This window comes from Gordonia sp. 11cp (genome assembly GCF_057767225.1).
Map to the genome: position 1 here is coordinate 2,327,160 of NZ_CM173437.1, position 17,846 is coordinate 2,345,005.

A 17,846-nucleotide genomic window follows, 5' to 3' on the forward strand; every position below is an offset into this window, starting at 1 on the left:
CGTGTTCGGCCAACGCACCCGAATTGGTCTATACCAAACGAGACAGTTGGCCCATGCGCACAACTGATGACGCCACCACACCCGCACGCAAAGGTGCAGACACCACCACATCCACCAGCGGTGTTTCACCGGTCCAACTCGTCGTCTTCGACATGGCCGGCACCACCATCGTCGACGACGGGCTGGTCACCCAGGCTTTCGAGGTCGCCGCGACCGCGGTCGGCATCCCCGAGCACGGCGAGGAGCGCGACCGTGCCCGCATCTACGTCCTCGACACGATGGGCCAGTCCAAGATCGCCGTCTTCCGCGCTCTGCTGGGCTCCGACGACGCGGCCCGGCGAGCCAACCAGGCGTTCGAACAGGCCTACGGCGAGCTGATCGACGACGGTGTCGACGCGATCCCGGGGGCGGTGGAGACCTTTGCCGACCTCCGATCGCGCGGCATCGCAACGGCATTCACCACCGGATTCAGCCCTGCCACGCAGCAACGGATCCTGGACTCGCTCGGTTGGGCCGACGCGGTCGACCAGGTTCTCGCCCCCACCGCCGGCCTGCGCGGCCGCCCCTACCCGGATCTGGTCCTCGCGGCTGCCCTCACCGCCCAGGTCGACGACCTGGCCAACGTGGTGGTCGTCGGCGACACCGCGAGCGACATCGAGACCGCCCGACGTGCTCGTGCCGGTCTGTCGGTCGGCGTGCTCACCGGGGCGCACGACGAGCAGACCCTTCTCGACGCGGGTGCAGACCGTGTCCTGGCGTCCGTCGCCGACCTGACCGCCCTGATCACCACCCCCTGATCCGCTCCTCACCCCGACCCCGTGACGTCCCGAAAGGTTGACCCCCGATGACAATTCGTAAGTCCTCGCTGGCGATCACTGCCGCTCTCGCCACCACGGCCCTCGTGCTCGCCGGATGTTCCGGTGGCGACTCCGAGGCCGTCAACGACAACGGCTTCCCCGAAACCCTCACTCTCGCCGCGATCCCCGCGGAGAACTCCACCGATCTCAAAGCCAGTTACGACCCGGTCATCAAGGTGATCGAGCAGGAAACCGGTTCGAAGGTCGAGTTCGTCCAGGCCTCCGATTACGCGGGCGTCGTCGAGGGCATGATCGCCGACAACGTCGACCTCGCCTTCTTCGGCCCGTTCGCCTACGTGGTCGCCGGCCTCAACGGCGCCGAGATCACCCCGCTCGGTGCGGTGGTGTCGGAGAAGGGCGCCGAACCGGGATACCAGTCATACGGAATCGCGAAGGCGGACAACGCGTCTGTGAACGGCATCAAGGACTTCGCGGGCAAGACGGTGTGCTTCGTCGATCCCGGTTCCACCTCGGGCTTCCTGTACCCGAGCGCCGGTCTCATCGAGGCGGGCGTCATCAAGTCCGGCACCGAGACCGACCTCGCCGCGGGTGTCACGCCGATCTACGCGGGCGGGCACGACGCGTCGGCGCTGTCGGTCGCGTCCGGTGACTGCGAAGCCGGCTTCGCCTTCGACTCGATGGTCGACGAGACCCTCGTCGAGAAGGGCGATCTCCAGCAGGGACAGCTGAAGACGGTCTGGAAGTCGGAGATGATCGCGGGATCAGTCTTCGCGGCCAACAATTCGCTCGGACCCGAGGCCATCGACACCCTCACCAAGGTCTTCACCGAGAAAGTCAACAAGGAGTCCATGGAGGCGGCGGGATTCTGCTCGGGCGATGAGTGCCTGATCACCGACGAGCGCGCCTGGGGCGTCGTGCCCGCCTCCGACGATGATTACGCCGGTGTCCGGCATGTCTGTGAGGTCACCAAGTCCGAGAAGTGTGCGAGCTGACATGGCCGCGCAGCCACCGGTCGCCGGCGACGATCTCGTCGTCCATGTCGACGGACTCACCAAGAGATTCGGCGACACGCTCGCGGTCGACGGCGTGTCGCTCGATGTCCGTCGCAGCGAACTCGTCGTGCTCCTGGGCCTGTCCGGCTCCGGCAAGTCCACATTCCTCCGCTGCCTGAACGGCTTGCATCCGGCGAGCAGCGGGGTCGTCGACGTCGTGGGGCGCCGGGTGGATCTCGCCGGTCGCGCCGAGATGCGAGCACTGCGGCGCGACGTCGGTTTCGTCTTCCAGCATTTCAACCTCGTCGGCCGGATCAGTTGCCTGGAGAACGTGCTGCTGGGCGGGCTCGGGCGGTTGCGGTGTCCTCGCTACGGTGCGCTGACGTACCCGAAGCACATGCGGCAGGAAGCGTTGGAGCATCTCGATCGCGTGGGTCTCGCCGACCTTGCCGATCGCCGGGCCGACACCCTCTCCGGCGGACAGCAGCAGCGCGTGGCCATCGCGCGCACGCTGATGCAGAAGCCGGTGCTGCTGCTCGCCGACGAACCCGTGGCCTCCCTGGACCCGGAGAATGCCGGCGTCGTCATGGATCTGTTGTTCCAGGTGTGCGTCGAGGAGAAGCTGACCATCCTCTGCACCCTGCATCAGGTGGATCTGGCGCTCGGTTGGGCGCACCGCATCGTCGGGTTGCGGGGCGGGCAGAAGGTTCTCGACCGCTCCACGGTCGGCCTTGACCGCGACGAGGTGATGGACGTCTATCAGCGGGTCGACCCGGTGGCGGCGTCGTCGAACGCGGTACGACGCCGATGAACACCCCGCTCCTGGACCGTCCGCGGGCGGGATCGCCATCCCGGATGCGACCCGGGTGGGACCGTGCGGTCCTGCCCGGGATCGCGGTCGGCGGTCTCGTCGCCACGCTGGTCTGCGCCTGGTGGATCGACTTCGCGCCTGCGACGCTGATCTACGGCATCGAGGACATCGTCGCGCTCATCGAGCGGATGCTGCCACCACGGCTCGGAGATCCCGGGCGGATCAGCGTGTTGGCGCTCGAGACACTGCTGATGGCTGTGCTGGGAACCGTTCTCGCCGCGGTCGCTTCGGTGCCGCTGGCGTTCCTGGCCGCACGCAACACCAGCCCCCACCCTGCGGTCCAGGCCGTTGCGCGCGGCATCATCACCTTCTGTCGTGCCATGCCGGACCTGTTGTTCGCGGTACTGTTCGTCCGCGCCCTGGGTATCGGTGTACTGCCCGGCATCCTGGCCCTGGCGCTGCATTCGATCGGCATGCTGGGCAAGCTGTTCGCCGACGCGATCGAGCAGGTCGACGACGGGCCACGCGAAGCGGTACGCAGCACCGGCGTCGGATATGTGCGTGAGATGATCAATGCCGTCGTCCCGCAGTGCGTTCCGGCGTGGATCGGTGCGTTCGTCTATCGCATCGACATCAACCTGCGGATGTCGGTCGTCCTCGGTTTCGTCGGGGCGGGTGGCATCGGGTTCGCGCTCCAGGACGCCCTGCGCGGGCTGATCTACCCACGTGCGCTGGGGATCGTCCTGGTCATCCTCGTGATCATCACGGCAATGGAACTGCTGGCCATCGGCATACGGCGTGTGCTGCTGACACCGTCGCCGATGCGGCCGGGTCTCGAACGCCTGGTCCGTACGGGTTTCGGGCTGCTCGTGGCCGTGGCGACCGTCGCGGCAATGGTCGTACTGGAGATCACGCCCTGGGCACTGGTCGAGTGGATACCACCTGCCTTCGAGGTGTTCGGGCGCATGGTCCCGCCCGATTTCACCGCTCTCGGAACAGAATTGTTCGACGCCGCAGTCCAGACGGTCGCGATCGGCGTGGTCTCGACCGCCATCGGTGCCGTGTTGTCGATCCCGGTCGGAATCCTCGCTGCTCGCAACGTCACCCCGCACCCGGGTGTGTACTGGGTGGCGCGGACCTGGATTCTCGTCGTCCGGGCGGTGCCGGAACTCATCCTCGCCGTGGTGTTCGTCGCGGCGCTGGGGTTGGGCCCGGTGGCGGGAACCTGTGCGCTGGCAATCGGTTCCGTCGGCTTCCTGGCCAAGCTCGTCGCCGACTCCGTGGAGGAAACGGATCCGGGTCCCGTCGAGGCCGCCCGCTCGGTCGGTTGTGGTTGGTGGAAAACGCTGTTCGCAGCGGTGATCCCGCAGGCCATGCCGTCCATCGTCGGATCGGGGCTGTATCTGCTCGACGTCAACATCCGCACGTCCACGGTCCTGGGGATCGTGGGGGCCGGCGGAATCGGCTTCCTGCTGTTCGAGTCGATCCGCACGCTGGACTTCGAGGTCGCCGGGGCCATCGTGCTCGTCATCTTCGTCATCGTTTTCGCCATCGAAAGGTTGTCCGGTTGGATACGCTCACGACTGGTCTGACCCGCGCCGCCGTCTGGCGCGGCGATCGGGTCGACATCATCGAAACACCGCTTCCCGCAATCGGTCCCGGTGAACTCCTGGTCCGGGTTCGGCTGGCGACGGTGTGCGGCAGCGACCTGCACACGGTGAGCGGACGCCGGGATTCGCCGTGTCCGTCCGTTCTCGGGCACGAGGCGGTGGGTGAAGTCGTCGGCATCGGCGACGGCGCGTCGGCACAGCTGGGCGACCGCGTCGTCTGGTCGGTCACGGTGTCGTGCGGTGACTGCGATCGGTGCCGGCGGGGAGTCACCGCCAAATGCCGTCGGGTCCGAAAAATCGGACACGAACCGTTCGACGGCGACTGGCCGCTGTCCGGTGGTTATGCGAGCCACATCGTGTTACCCAGGGGCACAACGGTGGTCGCTGTTCCCGACGCTCTGGGCGATGCCGTCGCCGCGCCCGCTGCATGTGCGACGGCCACGGTGATGGCCGTCGTCGAACGGGCCGGTCACCTGTCCGGTCGCCGGGTGCTCGTCGGGGGAGCGGGGATGCTCGGGACGACGGCGGCGGCGGTCTGCGCCGTCCGCGGCGCCGAGGTCCGGATCGCCGACCGCGACGTCGCGCGCGTCACCCAGGCGATCCGTTTCGGTGCATGTGCTGACGACGGCGAGAACGTCGACGTCGTGCTGGACTTCACCGGATCCTCGGACTTCCTCCGCGATGGGCTGTCGCGGCTGGAGATCGCCGGAACCCTCGTCCTGGCCGGTTCGGTCACCCCGGGGCCGTCCCTGAACGTCGATCCAGAGCAGGTGGTCCGGCGCTGGTGGACCCTCACCGGGGTCCACAACTACGAACCACGTCACCTGCACGAGGCGGTCGACTTCCTCGGGCGAACCGCCGATCGACACCCGTGGTCGGAGTTGGTGACCTCACCGCTTCCGCTCGAACAGATCGAGCACGCCCTGCAACCAGCGCCGGGCACCGCGCTACGCGTCGCGGTTGCGCCGTGACGCGGCAGAACATCAGTCGAAGAGGAGATCAGAACACATGCGCGTGATCATCGTCGGTGCCGGGATCATCGGAACCGCACACGCCTGGATGGCCGTCGAACGCGGGCACGAGGTGATCCACCTCGACCGCGAACTCGACGCGCGGGGCGCCACCGTCCGCAACTTCGGGCTCGTCTGGGTCTCCGGGCGGTCGGCTCCCGAACTGGACATCGCACTGCGCTCCCGCGTCCTGTGGGAGCAGATCGGTGCGCAGGTCCCGGAGGTCGGATTCCGGGCGAACGGTTCGATCACTCTGTTGCGCACCGAAGCCGAGGTCGCCGTCGCCGAAGAGGTCGTCGCTCGCGACGATGCGCAGCGCCGCGGGTTCACCTTGCTCCGACGGTTCGAGGTCGCGGAGAAGAACCCCGCGCTACAGGGGAATTACCTCGCCGGACTGCACTGTGCATCCGACGCCGCCGTCGAATCCCGGCAAGCGATGCCCGCCATGCGATCTCGACTCGAGAAGTCCGGACGATACACATTCGTCCCGGGAGTCGAGGTACGCGGGATCACCGGCACCTCGGTCCGTGATGACACCGGGATCGTTCATGCCGGGGACTGTGTCGTGTTGTGCCCGGGCGCAACTCACCGAGGACTGCTCCGTGAGGTGTTCGGCGAGTTGCCGGTGCGCCGGGTCCGACTGCAGATGATGCAGACGGCCCCACTCGGACCGAGCCTCACGACGTCGATCGCCGACGGCGACAGCCTGCGGTACTACCCGGGGTTCGCGGGGCCCGCTCTCGAGGAGCTGCGTCGAACCGAACCCCAACGTCCGACGGCCGCGGCGAACGGCATGCAGTTGCTCTGCGTCCAACGCCTTCACGGTGGACTGACGATCGGCGACACCCACGAGTACGTAGAACCGTTCACCTTCGACGTCGACGAGGATCCGTATGGTCACCTCGTCGAGGTGACCGAGGGCCTGCTGGGCCGTCCGCTACCCCGAATCCAGCGTCGCTGGGCCGGTGTCTACAGCCAGTGCACCGAACCCGATCGGATCGTGTGCCGGGAATCGATCGGTGACGGGGTGTGGGCGGTCACCGGCCCCGGTGGCCGCGGGATGACCCTCGGCCCGGCCATCGCCGAAGAGTCGGCGGGGCTGATGGGCTGGTGACCGGCCCGCACCGAAAGCGCCTGGAAACCACCCGTCAGCGGGCGACCGGCGGCTATATGGCGTCGGGTCGCTTGTGAAGGGCGGCTTTCAGGGGCGGTCTCGGGTGGGTGAGGCCTCGCCTAGGAGCAGTGCCCCTCGGCGCGGGCGACGTCGGCGACCGCTGCTGCGACGGCCGGGGCGACCCGGTCGTCGAGCGGGCTGGGCACGATTCGGTCGGCGCGCAGGTCGTCGGCGACGACCGAGAAGATGGCCTCGGCCGCAGCGATCTTCATGCCCTCGCTGATGCGGCGTGCGCCGGCGTCCAGCGCGCCCTTGAAGACGCCGGGGAAGGCGAGCACGTTGTTGATCTGGTTCGGGAAGTCGCTGCGACCGGTCGCGACGATCGCGGCGTACTTGGCCGCGGCCTCCGGGTGGATCTCCGGGTCGGGGTTCGACAGCGCGAAGACGATCGAGTCGTCGTTCATCGAGGCGATGAGTGGTTCGGGGATCAGGCCCGCGGAGACGCCGATGAAGACGTCGGCGCCGGCGAGGGCCTCGACCGCGCCGCCGGTCAGCCCGCGCGGGTTGGTGCGGGAGGCCAGCTCGGACTTCGACTCGTTGAGTCCGTCACGTCCCTGGGACACGATGCCCTTGGAATCGAGCACGACGACATCGGAGATACCGACTGCCAGAAGGATGTTCGCGCAGGCGACGCCGGCGGCTCCGGCTCCGGAGATCACGACCTTCAGGCCGGCGAGGTCGCGGCCGAGGTGGGTCGTCGCGCCCTTGAGGGCGGCGAGGACGACGATCGCGGTGCCGTGCTGGTCGTCGTGCATGACCGGACAGTCGAGCGCTTCGATGACGCGACGCTCGATCTCGAAGCAGCGCGGCGCGGAGATGTCCTCGAGGTTCACGGCCCCGAAGCTCGGGCGGAGCCGGATGAGGGTTTCGACGATCTCGTCGGGATCCTGGGTGTCGAGGACGATGGGGATCGAGTTGAGTCCGGCGAAGCTGCGGAACAGTGCGGACTTGCCCTCCATGACGGGCAGCGAGGCGCGGGGGCCGATGTCGCCGAGTCCCAGAACCGCCGAACCGTCGCTGACCACGGCCACCAGACGGTCGGTCCAGGTGTACTTGTTCACCAGAGTGGCGTCGGTGTCGATCGCGCGCGACACCTGGGCCACACCCGGGGTGTAGGCGATCGACAGGTCGCGCTGCGTGTCGATGGGGGCGCGCAGCTCCACCGAGAGCTTGCCGCCGACGTGGGCCAAGAAGATCTCTTCGTCGGTGATGGGGTGATCGGCGATTGTGGGTTCGGTGTAGGGGGTCTCACCCATACGTGTGTCCTCCGTGCTCGTCACGGGTCCTCCTGGAATGCCGCGAAATGTGCGGGTTGCATCGTCTCGCCGGCCACGCTGCCCGCGAGCTAGAAGTGATCCGCATCGACGCGAGCGAGGTGCGCTCAGCGGAGGCGGGCCGGGCGCGTGTGAGCGGGGTGACGCTCGTTACGGCCGGATTAAGTGTCTCACCGTCTGGGATCGGGACGGAAGGTGGGTCGGGCCAGGTGAGGCACACAATGATCATTGGTAAGGTACAACTTGTGTCTATGTTGCATGCGACTTCCGAATCCGCTGCTGAGCGGGTATATGCCGAGGTCAAAGAGCAAATTCTCACAAACGAGATCGCCGGCGGTGAGCTGATCAGTGAGGGTGAGATCGCCGCGAGGTGCGCGGTGAGCCGTACTCCGGTGCGGGAGGCATTCTTGCGCCTGGAGACGGAAGGCTGGATGCGTCTCTACCCGAAGCGCGGTGCGCTCGTGGTGCCGATCGGCGAGCGCGAGATCCGGGACGTCGTCGACGCGCGTCTGCTCCTCGAACGGCACGCGGTGCGGTCTGTCGTCGCGCGGCCGGCAGCGGTCATCGGACTGGCGGCCCGGCTGCGCGACAACCTGGCCGCACATCGCCGGGCCGACGCCGCCGACATCCAGGAGTTCTCGCGCATCGACGCCGAGTTCCATCAGTTGATCGCCGCAGCCGGCGACAATCCGTTGCTCTCGGCCTTCTACGTGACGTTGGGGGAGCGGCATCGTCGGATGACGACGGCCTCGGTTCACCGGGACGCGGGCGTCGCCGAGCGAATCCTCGACGACCACAGCGCGCTCCTCGGCGCCATCGAGGCGGCCGACGCCGACCGATTCGACGAGCTGCTCGCCGGGCATCTCGTCGCGGTTCACGATCTCCCCGGGCACGACCTTCCCGGGGCGCCGGCGTGAGCGCCGATCGCGCGCGCTTCGGGTGGCCGGCCGTCGCGCTCGCCGTGTTCGCCACCGCGTGGGGCGGCAACGAGTTCACCCCGCTGCTGGTGATGTACCGACAGATCACCGATCTGTCGCCTGTGGTGGTCGACGCACTGCTCTTCGCCTATGTCCTCGGCATCGTGCCCGCGCTGCTGATCGGCGGTCCGTTGTCGGACCGGCTGGGCCGCCGCCCGCTGATGCTGCCCGCCCCGCTGTTCGCGGCAGTGGGGTCGGGGCTGCTCGCTGCAGGGTCGGAGTCGGTGGCACTGCTCACTGCCGGACGGGTGTGCAGTGGCATCGCCCTGGGGCTCTCGATGGCCGTGGGCGGGAGCTGGATCAAGGAACTCTCCGACCGCGACGGCGCGCGAACGGGTGCCGGCGCGAGTCGCGCGGCCATGAGCCTCACCGCCGGGTTCGGTGTCGGCGCGGGGGTGGCCGGCGTGCTGGCGCAATGGGGGCCATGGCCGCATGTGCTCCCGTACCTGGTGAACATCGCGGTCGCGGTGATCGCCGCGAATCTCGTTGCACTGGTGCCGGAGACGCGGCCACGGCAGGTATCGCCGGGACGGTTGCGCGACGACCTGCGCATCCCGGCCGCGGGCCACCGACGCTTCCTGTTCGTCGTGGTGCCGCTCGCGCCGTGGGTCTTCGGAGCCGCCGCCTCGGCGTACGCCGTGATCCCGGCACTGATGTCGGCGCGGACCGCGGGCGCGCCCATCGCCTTCGCGGGGCTGTGCTGTGTGCTCGGTCTCAGCGCGGGATTCGCCATCCAGTCCCTCGGCCGCCGAATCGACGTGCCGGGCAGTCCGCGGGGCGTGATCGTCGCGCTCGTCGTGCTCGTCGCCGGCATGATCCTCGCCGCGGTCGCGGCCCACGTGCTGACGGTCTGGGTGTCGCTGGCCGCGGCGACGCTGCTGGGGTGCGGCTATGGCATGGCGATGATCGTCGGCCTGCTGGAGGTGCAGCGAATCGCCGGACCCGACGATCTGGCCGGGCTCACCGCCGTCTTCTACGGCGTGACCTACCTCGGCTTCGGGGTTCCGGCCGTGCTGGCCTGGATCTCGGAGAGCTGGGTCACTATCACCTACCCGGTCATGTTCGGTTTCGGTGCCGTGGCCGCGGCCGGAAGCCTGATCGTCGCCCTCCTCGGACATCGACGCTGGGGTTCGGTCGACGACGCCGCACATGGTGCGGCGGTTGCGGCGACCGATAGAACCGGAGCCGTCCGGGCACGGTGACACGACGGCCCGGCGCGGCCACCCGGTAACCTGCTGGGAGTTTGGTCAGGCACACCCGGGCAGTGCGGCCGCGGGTGCGATGGGGAGTGCAGCGGGTGAGTGTGGAAAGGCGCGGGCGATGATGCTTGGTGCATGGGTCGTCGTCGTGTCCGCGCTCGTGCTGATCCTGCCCGGCGCGTTCGTCGGCCGGCGGATGAATCTCCCGTGGCCCGTGGCACTGGCCGCGGGCCCGCCCATCACGTTCGCCCTGGTCTCCATCCTGACGGTGCTGTATTCGATCGTCGGCTTCGAATGGAACGCCGTGTCGGCGCTCGTGGGCCTGGTGTTCGCGGTCGGGGCCGGCTGGATCTACTCGGCGCTGCTGGTCACCCGCTGGGGTGAGCGGCTGGCGCCGGCGCCCGACACCGCCGGACCCCGTGTGGGACGGACCGCGACGGTGCGGGTCGCCGCGGGTCTCGGGCTCGGCGGACTCGTCATCGCCGTCACCTGCATCCGACCGGTCGCGACGACCGCCTTCGCCGGTCTCGGCAACATCTCGCAGGTGTGGGATTCGTTGTGGCACGCCAGCTCTCTGCGCTGGATTCACGAGACCGGCATCGGTTCGGCCATGCGCATGGGCGAGCTGATGAACTACGACACCCAGGGCTTCAACTACTACCCCAACACCTGGCATGCGCTCGGGGCATTGCTCTTTCCGCTGACCGGCGCCGACCCGGTGGAGCTCTACAACACGTATTCGCCTGCGGTGCTGGCGGTCACCGTGCCGCTCGGCGTCGCGTCCCTGGCGTACTGGTTCGCGCGGCACCGGTACGACGTCGACTCGGCCGCCCTCATCGCGGGCACCGCGGGAGCGCTGAGTGCGCTGTTCCCGTCACTGCCGTATGTCGAGGTGCAGCTGACCTCCGTGCCCAACGCCGTGGGCGTGAGCCTGGCGCCGGTTGCTGCCGTACTCGTGATGAGCGTGGTGTCGGACCGATCGCGCGTGCTGCCGGCAGCGCTGGCCGTCGCCGGTGTGACCGCCACCCACCCGTCCGCCCTGATCGTCGTCGGCGTGATCGTCGGCCTCTGGTGGCTGTGTGAAGGTCTCTGGCGTCCGGTCGCCGGGCGTCTGCGCGATCTCGCGACCCTGGCCGTCACGGCGGTGGCGACGCTGGTCCTGATCGCACCGGTGGTGCTGGGCACCATCCGGGTCGCCGACACCAACGAACTGCCGTTCTTCGATTTCCGTGAGGACACGATCGGAGTTCTCGACGGGCTGGTCAAGGGGGCGTTCAACGGGACCATTCCGCTCGAGCTCGAGCACTTCCCGGTCTGGCCGCTCATCGCGGTCACCCTGCTCGGTCTGATCGCGCTCGCCTGGTTGCGGTGCTGGGCCGGCTTGGTCGCCTGGTTCGTGTTCGCGCTGGTCACGGCCAACGCAATGGTGTCCCTCGGTCCGCTGTCATATCCGCTCGGGGTGATCGGCGGCTACTTCTACAACTCGCCGCATCGCCTCACGTTCGTCGTAGCGATCATCTCGGCCGCGGCCGCGGGTGTCGCGCTCGGCGCACTGGCGCTCGGCGTCGCCGGGCTCGTCCGACGCCGTGTGGCATCTGATGACACCGGCGATCCGGAACCGGGCGGGGCAACGTCGGCGAAGGCGCGCTGGCTGGTGGCCGCGACGTACGTGGTGTTGCTGGCGCTGATCGCCGGTGCCGCCGTCGTCCGGTATCCGCCGAATGCGCAGATCGCGTCGAAGGAGCGGGGCGGTAAGTACGTAGGCCCCGACGACCTCGCCGCCTATGAGTGGCTGGCCGCACAGCCCGACGCCCAGGACGTACTCGTCCTCAACAACCTCGACCAGGGCACCGGCTGGTTGTACCCCGTCACCGGTGTCACGCCGATGTTCCCCTTCTATCGGGCCAACGAGTTCTCCGAGCGGCAGCGCGACCTGTTCTGGGGCGTGTCGGAGATCGGCGCCGACCCGGCGATCGATCAGATCGTGCGAGACATGAACGTGCACTACGTGATCGACTCGCCGCCGAGCTACTGGGAGTTCCAGCGCGGTATGCCCGACCCGGCTCGCGGACACCAGGGAGACCCGTTCCTGGCGCTGCGGCAACACGGCGCACCCGGATTGACCGAGGTGTTCCGTCGCGGCGACGCGGTGATCTACCGCGTGAACGACCTGGTCTACCCGCCGCCCGCCCCCTGATCGGCTGCTGCTGCCCCCCGAAAGAACGACGGACCCATCGGCCCCCCCGCCCCCTGAGGTGCGAGGAGCGTAAGCGACGAGACCCCCTGCTCCCTGAGGTGCGAGGAGCGCAAGCGACGAGCCTCGAAGGGCCTGGTGAGGCTAGTCACCGGACCCTTCGAGGCTCGCTTCGCTCGCACCTCAGGGAGCAGGAGGCCGTCGCTCGCACCTCAGGGAGCAGGAGGCCGTCGCTCGCACCTCAGGGAGCAGGAGGCCGTAGCTCGCACCTCAGGGAGCAGGAGGCCGTCACCCCCCCCTCAGGGCCGGAGGAGAGACGCGGCCATTCACCCGTTCGCCCCACGAGCAGGGGCTAGCGTCGGGGCATGCGGCCCTGGATGTGTGTCTTCTGCGCCAACGAGTTCCCTCCGGGCGAGACGCCGCCCGCGATGTGTCCGATCTGCGACGACGACCGGCAATGGCTCCCCGTCAGCGGGCCGAGCTGGGCCCCACTCGACGAGACCGCCGACAACGCTCTGACCGCCGACGATGTGGAACCCGGACTCACCGCGCTGTCGGTGCGGCCGTCCGTCGGGATCGGTCAGCGCGCCCTGCTCGTCACCACCTCCGAGGGCAACATCCTCTGGGAGCCACCGGGTTTCCTCGGGCCCTCGCTGGTGGACTGGCTCGACGCCCACGGCGGCGTCGCCGCCATCGCCGCGAGCCATCCCCACCTCGTCGGCGCGAGCATCTCCCTCAGTCATCGATTCGGTCGGGTCCCGGTGTACTACAACGACTTCGACCGGAGGTGGGTGACCCGGCCCGACCCCGTCGTGCGCTTCTGGTCCGACTCTGTCGAGGTCCTCGGCGGGGTCCGGCTCGTCCGGTGCGGCGGCCACTTCCCCGGGAGCGCGGTGTTGCATGTGCCCGACGCCGCAGGCGGCCGGGGAGCGCTGCTGACCGGCGACACCATCAAGGGCGTGATGCAACCGGGCATGGTGACCTTCATGCGCAGCTACCCGAACATGATCCCGCTGTCACCGCGACTCGTGCGCGGGATCGCCGACCGCGTCGGCGAACTCCGGTTCGACCGCCTCTACGACGCGTTCGGTGTCGTCGTGGAGAAAGGTGCACGGGAGGTGGTCGAGACATCCGCCGCGCACTACATCGGCTGGGTCACCGATGGCATCGTCGACCCCGACGATCCGCACGCGCCGGCCTGAGGCTCAACGGCCGGTTCAGGCGTCGGGGTACCCCGACGGATTGCCCGACTGCCACCGCCAGGTGTCTGCGCACATATCGTCGATGGTCTTGGTGGCATGCCAGTTCAGGTCGGCGTTCGCACGGCTCGGATCGGCGTAGGAGGCGGCGATGTCGCCGGCGCGTCGCGGGGCCACCTCGTAGGGGATCGGCCGTCCGCTGGCCTCCTCGAAGGCGTGCACGACCTGCAAGACCGAAACGCCCTGGCCGGTACCGAGATTCCAGGTCGACATGCCGGTCTGGCCGTTGCTGATACGGTCGAGCGCCGCGACGTGCCCGGCGGCCAGGTCGTCGACATGGATGTAGTCGCGTACGCCCGTGCCGTCCGGGGTGTCGTAATCGTCGCCGAACACCGCCAGCTTTTCGCGCCGGCCGACCGCGACCTGCGCGACGAAGGGCATGAGGTTGTTGGGGATGCCCGACGGGTCCTCACCGATCTGTCCGCTCGGGTGTGCACCGACGGGATTGAAGTAGCGCAGCGCCGCGATGCGCCACACCTCCGAACTCGCGGCGATGTCGCGCAGGATCTGCTCGATCATCACCTTGGTCCAGCCGTACGGACTGGTCGCCGACGTGGGCAGATCCTCGGTCATCGGCAGCTCGGGCTCGGCGCCGTAGACCGTCGCCGACGACGAGAACACGAGTGTGTGCACGTCGTGGCGCTCCATCGCGCGGAGCAGCGCGAACGTCGTGCCGAGATTGTTCTGGTAGTAGTCGAGCGGCTTCGCCACGGATTCGCCGACCGCCTTGTAACCGGCGAAATGGATCACCGCGTCGATGTCCTCGTGGGCGAAGAAGTGTTCGGTCTTGTCGACGTCTGCGAGGTCGAAGGCGTGCACCGGGATGGAACGCCCGGTCAACGCCTCGAGCCGGCCGACGACAGTCGGCTTGGCATTGCTGAAATCGTCGACGATGACCACGTCGTGTCCGGCCGAGATCAATTGGATGACGGTGTGCGAGCCTATGTAGCCCGCGCCTCCGCTCACGAGTACGCGCATGACGACCACCGTAGGCGGCGACCCTGAGAACGGGCCAGGCGTGTCGTGTCAGCCGGTGACGCGTTCGGTGGTGGCGTATTTCTGTTCGACTGCTTCTTTGGCGGGTTGCCACCAGGCGGGGTGGTCGCGGTACCAGTCGATGGTGGCGGCCAGGCCGGCGCGGAAGTCGAGGTAGGCGGGGGTCCAGCCGAGTTCGGTGCGCAGGCGGGTGGAGTCGATGGCGTAGCGGCGGTCGTGGCCGGGGCGGTCGGTGACGAAGTCGAAGGCGTCGGTGGGTTGGTCGAGGAGTTCGAGGATGGTTTCCACGACGGTGCGGTTGTCGACTTCGCCGTCGGCGCCGATGAGGTATGTCTCGCCGATGCGGCCGCGGTCGATGATGGTCCACACGGCGTCGTTGTGGTCGTCGACGTGGATCCAGTCGCGGATGTTGCGGCCGTCGCCGTAGAGCTTGGGGCGTACTCCGGAGAGCACGTTGGTGATCTGGCGGGGGATGAACTTCTCGATGTGCTGGTAGGGGCCGTAGTTGTTGGAGCAGTTGGAGATGGTCGCGGCCACGCCGAAGGACCGCACCCAGGCGCGTACGAGCAGGTCGGAGCCGGCTTTGGTCGAGGAGTAGGGGCTCGAGGGGTTGTAGGCGGTGGTCTCGGTGAAGCGGGCGGGGTCGTCGAGGTCGAGGTCGCCGTAGACCTCGTCGGTGCTGATGTGGTGGTAACGCACCCGGTGGGCGCGGACGGCTTCGAGCAGGGTGTAGGTGCCCACGAGGTTGGTGGAGACGAAGGCCGAGGGGTCGGCCAGGGAGTTGTCGTTGTGGGATTCGGCGGCGAAGTGCACGACGAGGTCGGTCTCGGCGACGAGGCGGTCGACCAGGGCGGCGTCGGTGATGTCGCCTTCGACGAGTTCGACGCGGTCGGCGACCGGCGCGAGGGTGTCGGGGTTAGCGGCGTAGGTGAGTTTGTCCAGAACCCGGATCGAGGTGTCGGGGCGGGTGTCCAGGGTGCGCAGCACGAAGTTGGCGCCGATGAACCCGGCACCCCCGGTCACGAGAACACGCACGTGCGACGCCTTTCGTCGAGGTCGATGGTCGCAATCACTCTACCGAGCAGCCGGCGCCCCGCCTCGGGTCAGCGCGCGGCGGCTCGACTCGCATGCCGTCGCCGAGGGCGTCGGGCATTACCCTGATCGCCATGAGAGGGATCATCCTGGCCGGCGGTACGGGCACGCGGCTGCACCCCATCACACAGGGGGTGAGCAAGCAGCTCGTCCCGGTCTATGACAAGCCGATGATCTACTACCCGCTCTCGACGCTCATGCTGGCCGGGATCCGCGACATCCTGATCATCACCACCCCGCACGACGCCCCGGCGTTCGAGAACCTGCTCGGCAACGGCGACCAGTTCGGCATCGACCTCACCTACAAGACCCAGCCCTCGCCGGACGGCCTCGCCCAGGCCTTCGTTCTCGGCGCCGATCACATCGGCACCGAGTCGGTCGCACTCGTCCTCGGCGACAACATCTTCTACGGACCCGGGCTCGGCAGCCGGTTGCAGGGTTTCGAGAACGTCGACGGCGGTGCGGTGTTCGCGTACTGGGTCGCCAACCCGGAGGCCTACGGCGTGGTCGACTTCGACGCCGACGGCACCGCGATCTCGCTGGAAGAGAAGCCGGCACAACCGAAGTCGAACTTCGCGGTTCCGGGTCTGTACTTCTACGACAACGACGTCGTCGACATCGCCCGCGATCTGAAGCCCAGCGCCCGCGGCGAGTACGAGATCACCGACGTCAACGCGCACTACCTGGAACGCGGCAAGTTGTCGGTCACCGTCCTGCCGCGGGGAACGGCCTGGCTCGACACCGGGACGTTCGACAGCCTCCTCGACGCCGGCAACTTCGTGCGCACCGTCGAGCAGCGGCAGGGTCTGAAAATCGCTGTCCCGGAGGAGATAGCGTGGCGGCAGGGCTATCTCGACGACGACGAGCTGCGGGCTCGGGCCGACAAACTGCGCAAGTCCGGTTACGGTGACTATCTGCTGGAACTCCTTGCGCGAGGCAAGGGTTTTTGACGTGAAAGGCTTCTTATGAAGGTCCGCCCACTCGCCGTCGAGGGCGCCTGGGAGTTCACCCCGGTCCAACACGGTGATGCCCGAGGGTTGTTCGCCGAGGCGTTCAAAGCCGATGTCCTCGCCGAGGCCATCGGTCACCGCTTCGACCTCGCGCAGGTGAACCTCTCGGTCTCCGCCGCCGGCGTGCTCCGCGGTGTCCACTTCGCCGACGTCCCACCGGGACAGGCGAAATACGTCACCTGCCCCGCCGGCGCGATCCTCGATGTCATCGTCGACATCCGCGTCGGCTCACCCACCTTCGGCGCCTACGACACCGTCCTGCTCGACGATGTCGACCGTCGAGCGGTCTACCTCTCCGAAGGCCTCGGACACGCGTTCTGCTCACTCGCCGACAACTCGACCGTGACCTACCTCTGCTCCACCGGATACAACCCGACCGGCGAACACGGCATCAACCCGCTCGACCCCGAACTCGACATCGAGTGGCCGACGCAGGCGCGCGACGGTTCACCGCTGGAATTCGAACTCTCCCCGAAGGACACCGCCGCGCCGGGTCTCTCGGAGGCCCGTGAGTCGGGTCTGCTCCCGCGTTACGACGAGGTGGCCGACTACCTCCGCTCGCGACGCGACTGAGGCATCCACACGCCGAAACGTGTACGGCTGAGCCGTACACGTGACGGGGTCGGTGGCACTCAGCCGGTCGTCGACCGCCGGAACGCGGTGACGGCCCAGACGTAGCCGACGACCAGGAACAGCAGGCACCACCCCAGCGCCCACGGCCAGCGATCGCTGATGTCGAGACCCATGAGAAGTCCGCGCAGTGTGTCGGCGATGGGGCTGAACGGCTGGTATTCGGCGAACTGACGGACTCCGTTCGGCATGCTGTCGGTCGGGACCAGCCCACTGCCCAGGTAGGGCAGGAAGAGCAGCGGCAGTGGCATGTTGCTGGCGCTCTCCGGATTCGGCGCCACCACCCCCATCGCGACCGCGATCCACACGAGTCCCGCCGTCAGCAGCAGGAGCAGACCGCCGGCGGCGAACCAGTCGAGAAGGCTTGCGTCGGCACGGAAGCCCAGCGCGAAGGCGACGGCGAGCAGGAAGACGACTGCGACGATGCCCTGGATGAGCGCGCCGACGAAGTGCCCCGCCAGGATCGCCGTCGGCGGTGTGGCCAGCGATCGCAACCGGTTGATGATCCCCTCGGTGACGTCCTGGTTGACCGAGACGGCCACCGCCACCGTCAGGAACGACGGCACGAAGAGCAGGAGGCCGGGCAGCAGATAGTTGATGTACTTGCCGTCGAGCGGTCCGTCTGCGGCGAGCGCGCTCTCGATGGCGCCGCCGAAGAAGTAGGTCATCATCAGCAGGATCACGACCGGCATGGCGATGGTCGAGAACATCATGGTGGGGTAGCGCCGCAACCGGATCAGGTTGCGGCGCACCATCACCGCGGAGTCGGACAAGGTGTGGTCGAGGGTGGTGGTCATGAC

Annotated in this window: 16 protein-coding genes; 12 read left to right on the forward strand and 4 right to left on the reverse strand. The window is 68.1% G+C overall.

What is annotated here, in order from left to right; translation table 11 throughout:
• Positions 1-53 precede the first annotated feature (53 nt).
• Genes AC3B6C_RS10335 through AC3B6C_RS10360 form a run of 6 tightly spaced genes read left to right on the forward strand, consistent with a single transcriptional unit; the run spans position 54 to position 6,355 of the window.
• A complete protein-coding gene (locus tag AC3B6C_RS10335; protein ID WP_488375920.1) occupies positions 54-797 on the forward strand; it encodes a phosphonatase-like hydrolase in 744 nt (247 codons plus the stop codon).
• Positions 798-844: 47 nt separating this feature from the next.
• Entirely contained in the window at positions 845-1,810 is a 966-nt protein-coding gene (locus AC3B6C_RS10340; protein ID WP_010844224.1) for a phosphate/phosphite/phosphonate ABC transporter substrate-binding protein, read from the forward strand.
• 1 nt (position 1,811) lies between these two features.
• On the forward strand, positions 1,812-2,621 hold the full coding sequence (locus tag AC3B6C_RS10345; protein ID WP_488375921.1) for a phosphonate ABC transporter ATP-binding protein: 810 nt from the start codon (positions 1,812-1,814) through the stop codon (positions 2,619-2,621).
• The gene (phnE, locus tag AC3B6C_RS10350; RefSeq protein WP_488375922.1) at positions 2,618-4,213 is read left to right on the forward strand and encodes a phosphonate ABC transporter, permease protein PhnE; all 1,596 of its coding nucleotides are present in this window, start codon (positions 2,618-2,620) and stop codon (positions 4,211-4,213) included. Before AC3B6C_RS10345 ends, phnE begins: the two co-directional genes overlap by 4 nt.
• Complete coding sequence (locus AC3B6C_RS10355; protein WP_488375923.1) at positions 4,189-5,202, forward strand: zinc-binding dehydrogenase; 1,014 nt, start codon at positions 4,189-4,191, stop codon at positions 5,200-5,202. Before phnE ends, AC3B6C_RS10355 begins: the two co-directional genes overlap by 25 nt.
• A gap of 37 nt (positions 5,203-5,239) precedes the next feature.
• Positions 5,240-6,355: a TIGR03364 family FAD-dependent oxidoreductase gene (locus tag AC3B6C_RS10360; protein ID WP_488375924.1), complete on the forward strand. Its 1,116-nt coding sequence runs from the start codon at positions 5,240-5,242 to the stop codon at positions 6,353-6,355.
• 119 nt (positions 6,356-6,474) lie between these two features.
• Here the strand turns inward: AC3B6C_RS10360 and AC3B6C_RS10365 are convergent, their stop codons facing one another.
• Complete coding sequence (locus AC3B6C_RS10365; protein ID WP_014925177.1) at positions 6,475-7,671, reverse strand: NAD(P)-dependent malic enzyme; 1,197 nt, start codon at positions 7,669-7,671, stop codon at positions 6,475-6,477.
• A gap of 269 nt (positions 7,672-7,940) precedes the next feature.
• Between AC3B6C_RS10365 and AC3B6C_RS10370 the strand changes: the two genes are divergently transcribed.
• The 4 genes from AC3B6C_RS10370 (at position 7,941) to AC3B6C_RS10385 (ending at position 13,261) form a co-directional block, all read left to right on the forward strand.
• On the forward strand, positions 7,941-8,606 hold the full coding sequence (locus AC3B6C_RS10370; protein WP_014925178.1) for a GntR family transcriptional regulator: 666 nt from the start codon (positions 7,941-7,943) through the stop codon (positions 8,604-8,606).
• The gene (locus tag AC3B6C_RS10375) at positions 8,603-9,868 is read left to right on the forward strand and encodes an MFS transporter (RefSeq protein ID WP_488375925.1); all 1,266 of its coding nucleotides are present in this window, start codon (positions 8,603-8,605) and stop codon (positions 9,866-9,868) included. The genes AC3B6C_RS10370 and AC3B6C_RS10375 overlap by 4 nt, the downstream gene beginning before the upstream one ends.
• A gap of 118 nt (positions 9,869-9,986) precedes the next feature.
• Entirely contained in the window at positions 9,987-12,062 is a 2,076-nt protein-coding gene (locus AC3B6C_RS10380) for a DUF6541 family protein (protein ID WP_488375926.1), read from the forward strand.
• A 362-nt stretch (positions 12,063-12,424) separates the two neighbouring features.
• The gene (locus tag AC3B6C_RS10385) at positions 12,425-13,261 is read left to right on the forward strand and encodes an MBL fold metallo-hydrolase (protein WP_488375927.1); all 837 of its coding nucleotides are present in this window, start codon (positions 12,425-12,427) and stop codon (positions 13,259-13,261) included.
• 15 nt (positions 13,262-13,276) lie between these two features.
• Here AC3B6C_RS10385 and galE read toward each other — a convergent pair whose 3' ends face one another.
• Together galE and rfbB are read right to left on the reverse strand one after the other, a co-directional pair.
• Positions 13,277-14,296, reverse strand: a complete 1,020-nt coding sequence (galE, locus tag AC3B6C_RS10390; protein ID WP_488375928.1) for a UDP-glucose 4-epimerase GalE — start codon at positions 14,294-14,296, stop codon at positions 13,277-13,279.
• A gap of 48 nt (positions 14,297-14,344) precedes the next feature.
• Positions 14,345-15,349 (reverse strand): dTDP-glucose 4,6-dehydratase, encoded by a 1,005-nt coding sequence (gene rfbB, locus AC3B6C_RS10395; protein WP_488358558.1) that lies wholly within the window; start codon positions 15,347-15,349, stop codon positions 14,345-14,347.
• A 131-nt stretch (positions 15,350-15,480) separates the two neighbouring features.
• On the opposite strand from rfbB, the gene rfbA reads away from it, so the two are divergent.
• Both rfbA and AC3B6C_RS10405 read left to right on the forward strand, forming a co-directional pair.
• Complete coding sequence (gene rfbA / locus AC3B6C_RS10400) at positions 15,481-16,356, forward strand: glucose-1-phosphate thymidylyltransferase RfbA (RefSeq protein WP_014925184.1); 876 nt, start codon at positions 15,481-15,483, stop codon at positions 16,354-16,356.
• 15 nt (positions 16,357-16,371) lie between these two features.
• Positions 16,372-16,989: a dTDP-4-dehydrorhamnose 3,5-epimerase family protein gene (locus AC3B6C_RS10405; RefSeq protein WP_488375929.1), complete on the forward strand. Its 618-nt coding sequence runs from the start codon at positions 16,372-16,374 to the stop codon at positions 16,987-16,989.
• Between the two features lie 59 nt (positions 16,990-17,048).
• On the opposite strand, the gene AC3B6C_RS10410 is transcribed toward AC3B6C_RS10405, so the two are convergent.
• The gene (locus tag AC3B6C_RS10410; RefSeq protein WP_010844813.1) at positions 17,049-17,843 is read right to left on the reverse strand and encodes an ABC transporter permease; all 795 of its coding nucleotides are present in this window, start codon (positions 17,841-17,843) and stop codon (positions 17,049-17,051) included.
• Between the last annotated feature and the right edge of the window lie 3 nt (positions 17,844-17,846).

Bases quoted from the DNA above. Each gene is read 5' to 3' on its own strand.
- AC3B6C_RS10385 (WP_488375927.1), top strand. From the start codon at position 12,425: ATGCGGCCCTGGATGTGTGTCTTCTGCGCCAACGAGTTCCCTCCGGGC.
- AC3B6C_RS10380 (WP_488375926.1), top strand. From the start codon at position 9,987: ATGATGCTTGGTGCATGGGTCGTCGTCGTGTCCGCGCTCGTGCTGATC.
- AC3B6C_RS10345 (WP_488375921.1), top strand. From the start codon at position 1,812: ATGGCCGCGCAGCCACCGGTCGCCGGCGACGATCTCGTCGTCCATGTC.
- AC3B6C_RS10335 (WP_488375920.1), top strand. From the start codon at position 54: ATGCGCACAACTGATGACGCCACCACACCCGCACGCAAAGGTGCAGAC.
- AC3B6C_RS10365 (WP_014925177.1), bottom strand. From the start codon at position 7,671: ATGGGTGAGACCCCCTACACCGAACCCACAATCGCCGATCACCCCATC.
- AC3B6C_RS10340 (WP_010844224.1), top strand. From the start codon at position 845: ATGACAATTCGTAAGTCCTCGCTGGCGATCACTGCCGCTCTCGCCACC.
- AC3B6C_RS10410 (WP_010844813.1), bottom strand. From the start codon at position 17,843: ATGACCACCACCCTCGACCACACCTTGTCCGACTCCGCGGTGATGGTG.
- phnE (WP_488375922.1), top strand. From the start codon at position 2,618: ATGAACACCCCGCTCCTGGACCGTCCGCGGGCGGGATCGCCATCCCGG.
- galE (WP_488375928.1), bottom strand. From the start codon at position 14,296: ATGCGCGTACTCGTGAGCGGAGGCGCGGGCTACATAGGCTCGCACACC.
- AC3B6C_RS10370 (WP_014925178.1), top strand. From the start codon at position 7,941: ATGTTGCATGCGACTTCCGAATCCGCTGCTGAGCGGGTATATGCCGAG.
- AC3B6C_RS10360 (WP_488375924.1), top strand. From the start codon at position 5,240: ATGCGCGTGATCATCGTCGGTGCCGGGATCATCGGAACCGCACACGCC.
- AC3B6C_RS10405 (WP_488375929.1), top strand. From the start codon at position 16,372: ATGAAGGTCCGCCCACTCGCCGTCGAGGGCGCCTGGGAGTTCACCCCG.
- rfbA (WP_014925184.1), top strand. From the start codon at position 15,481: ATGAGAGGGATCATCCTGGCCGGCGGTACGGGCACGCGGCTGCACCCC.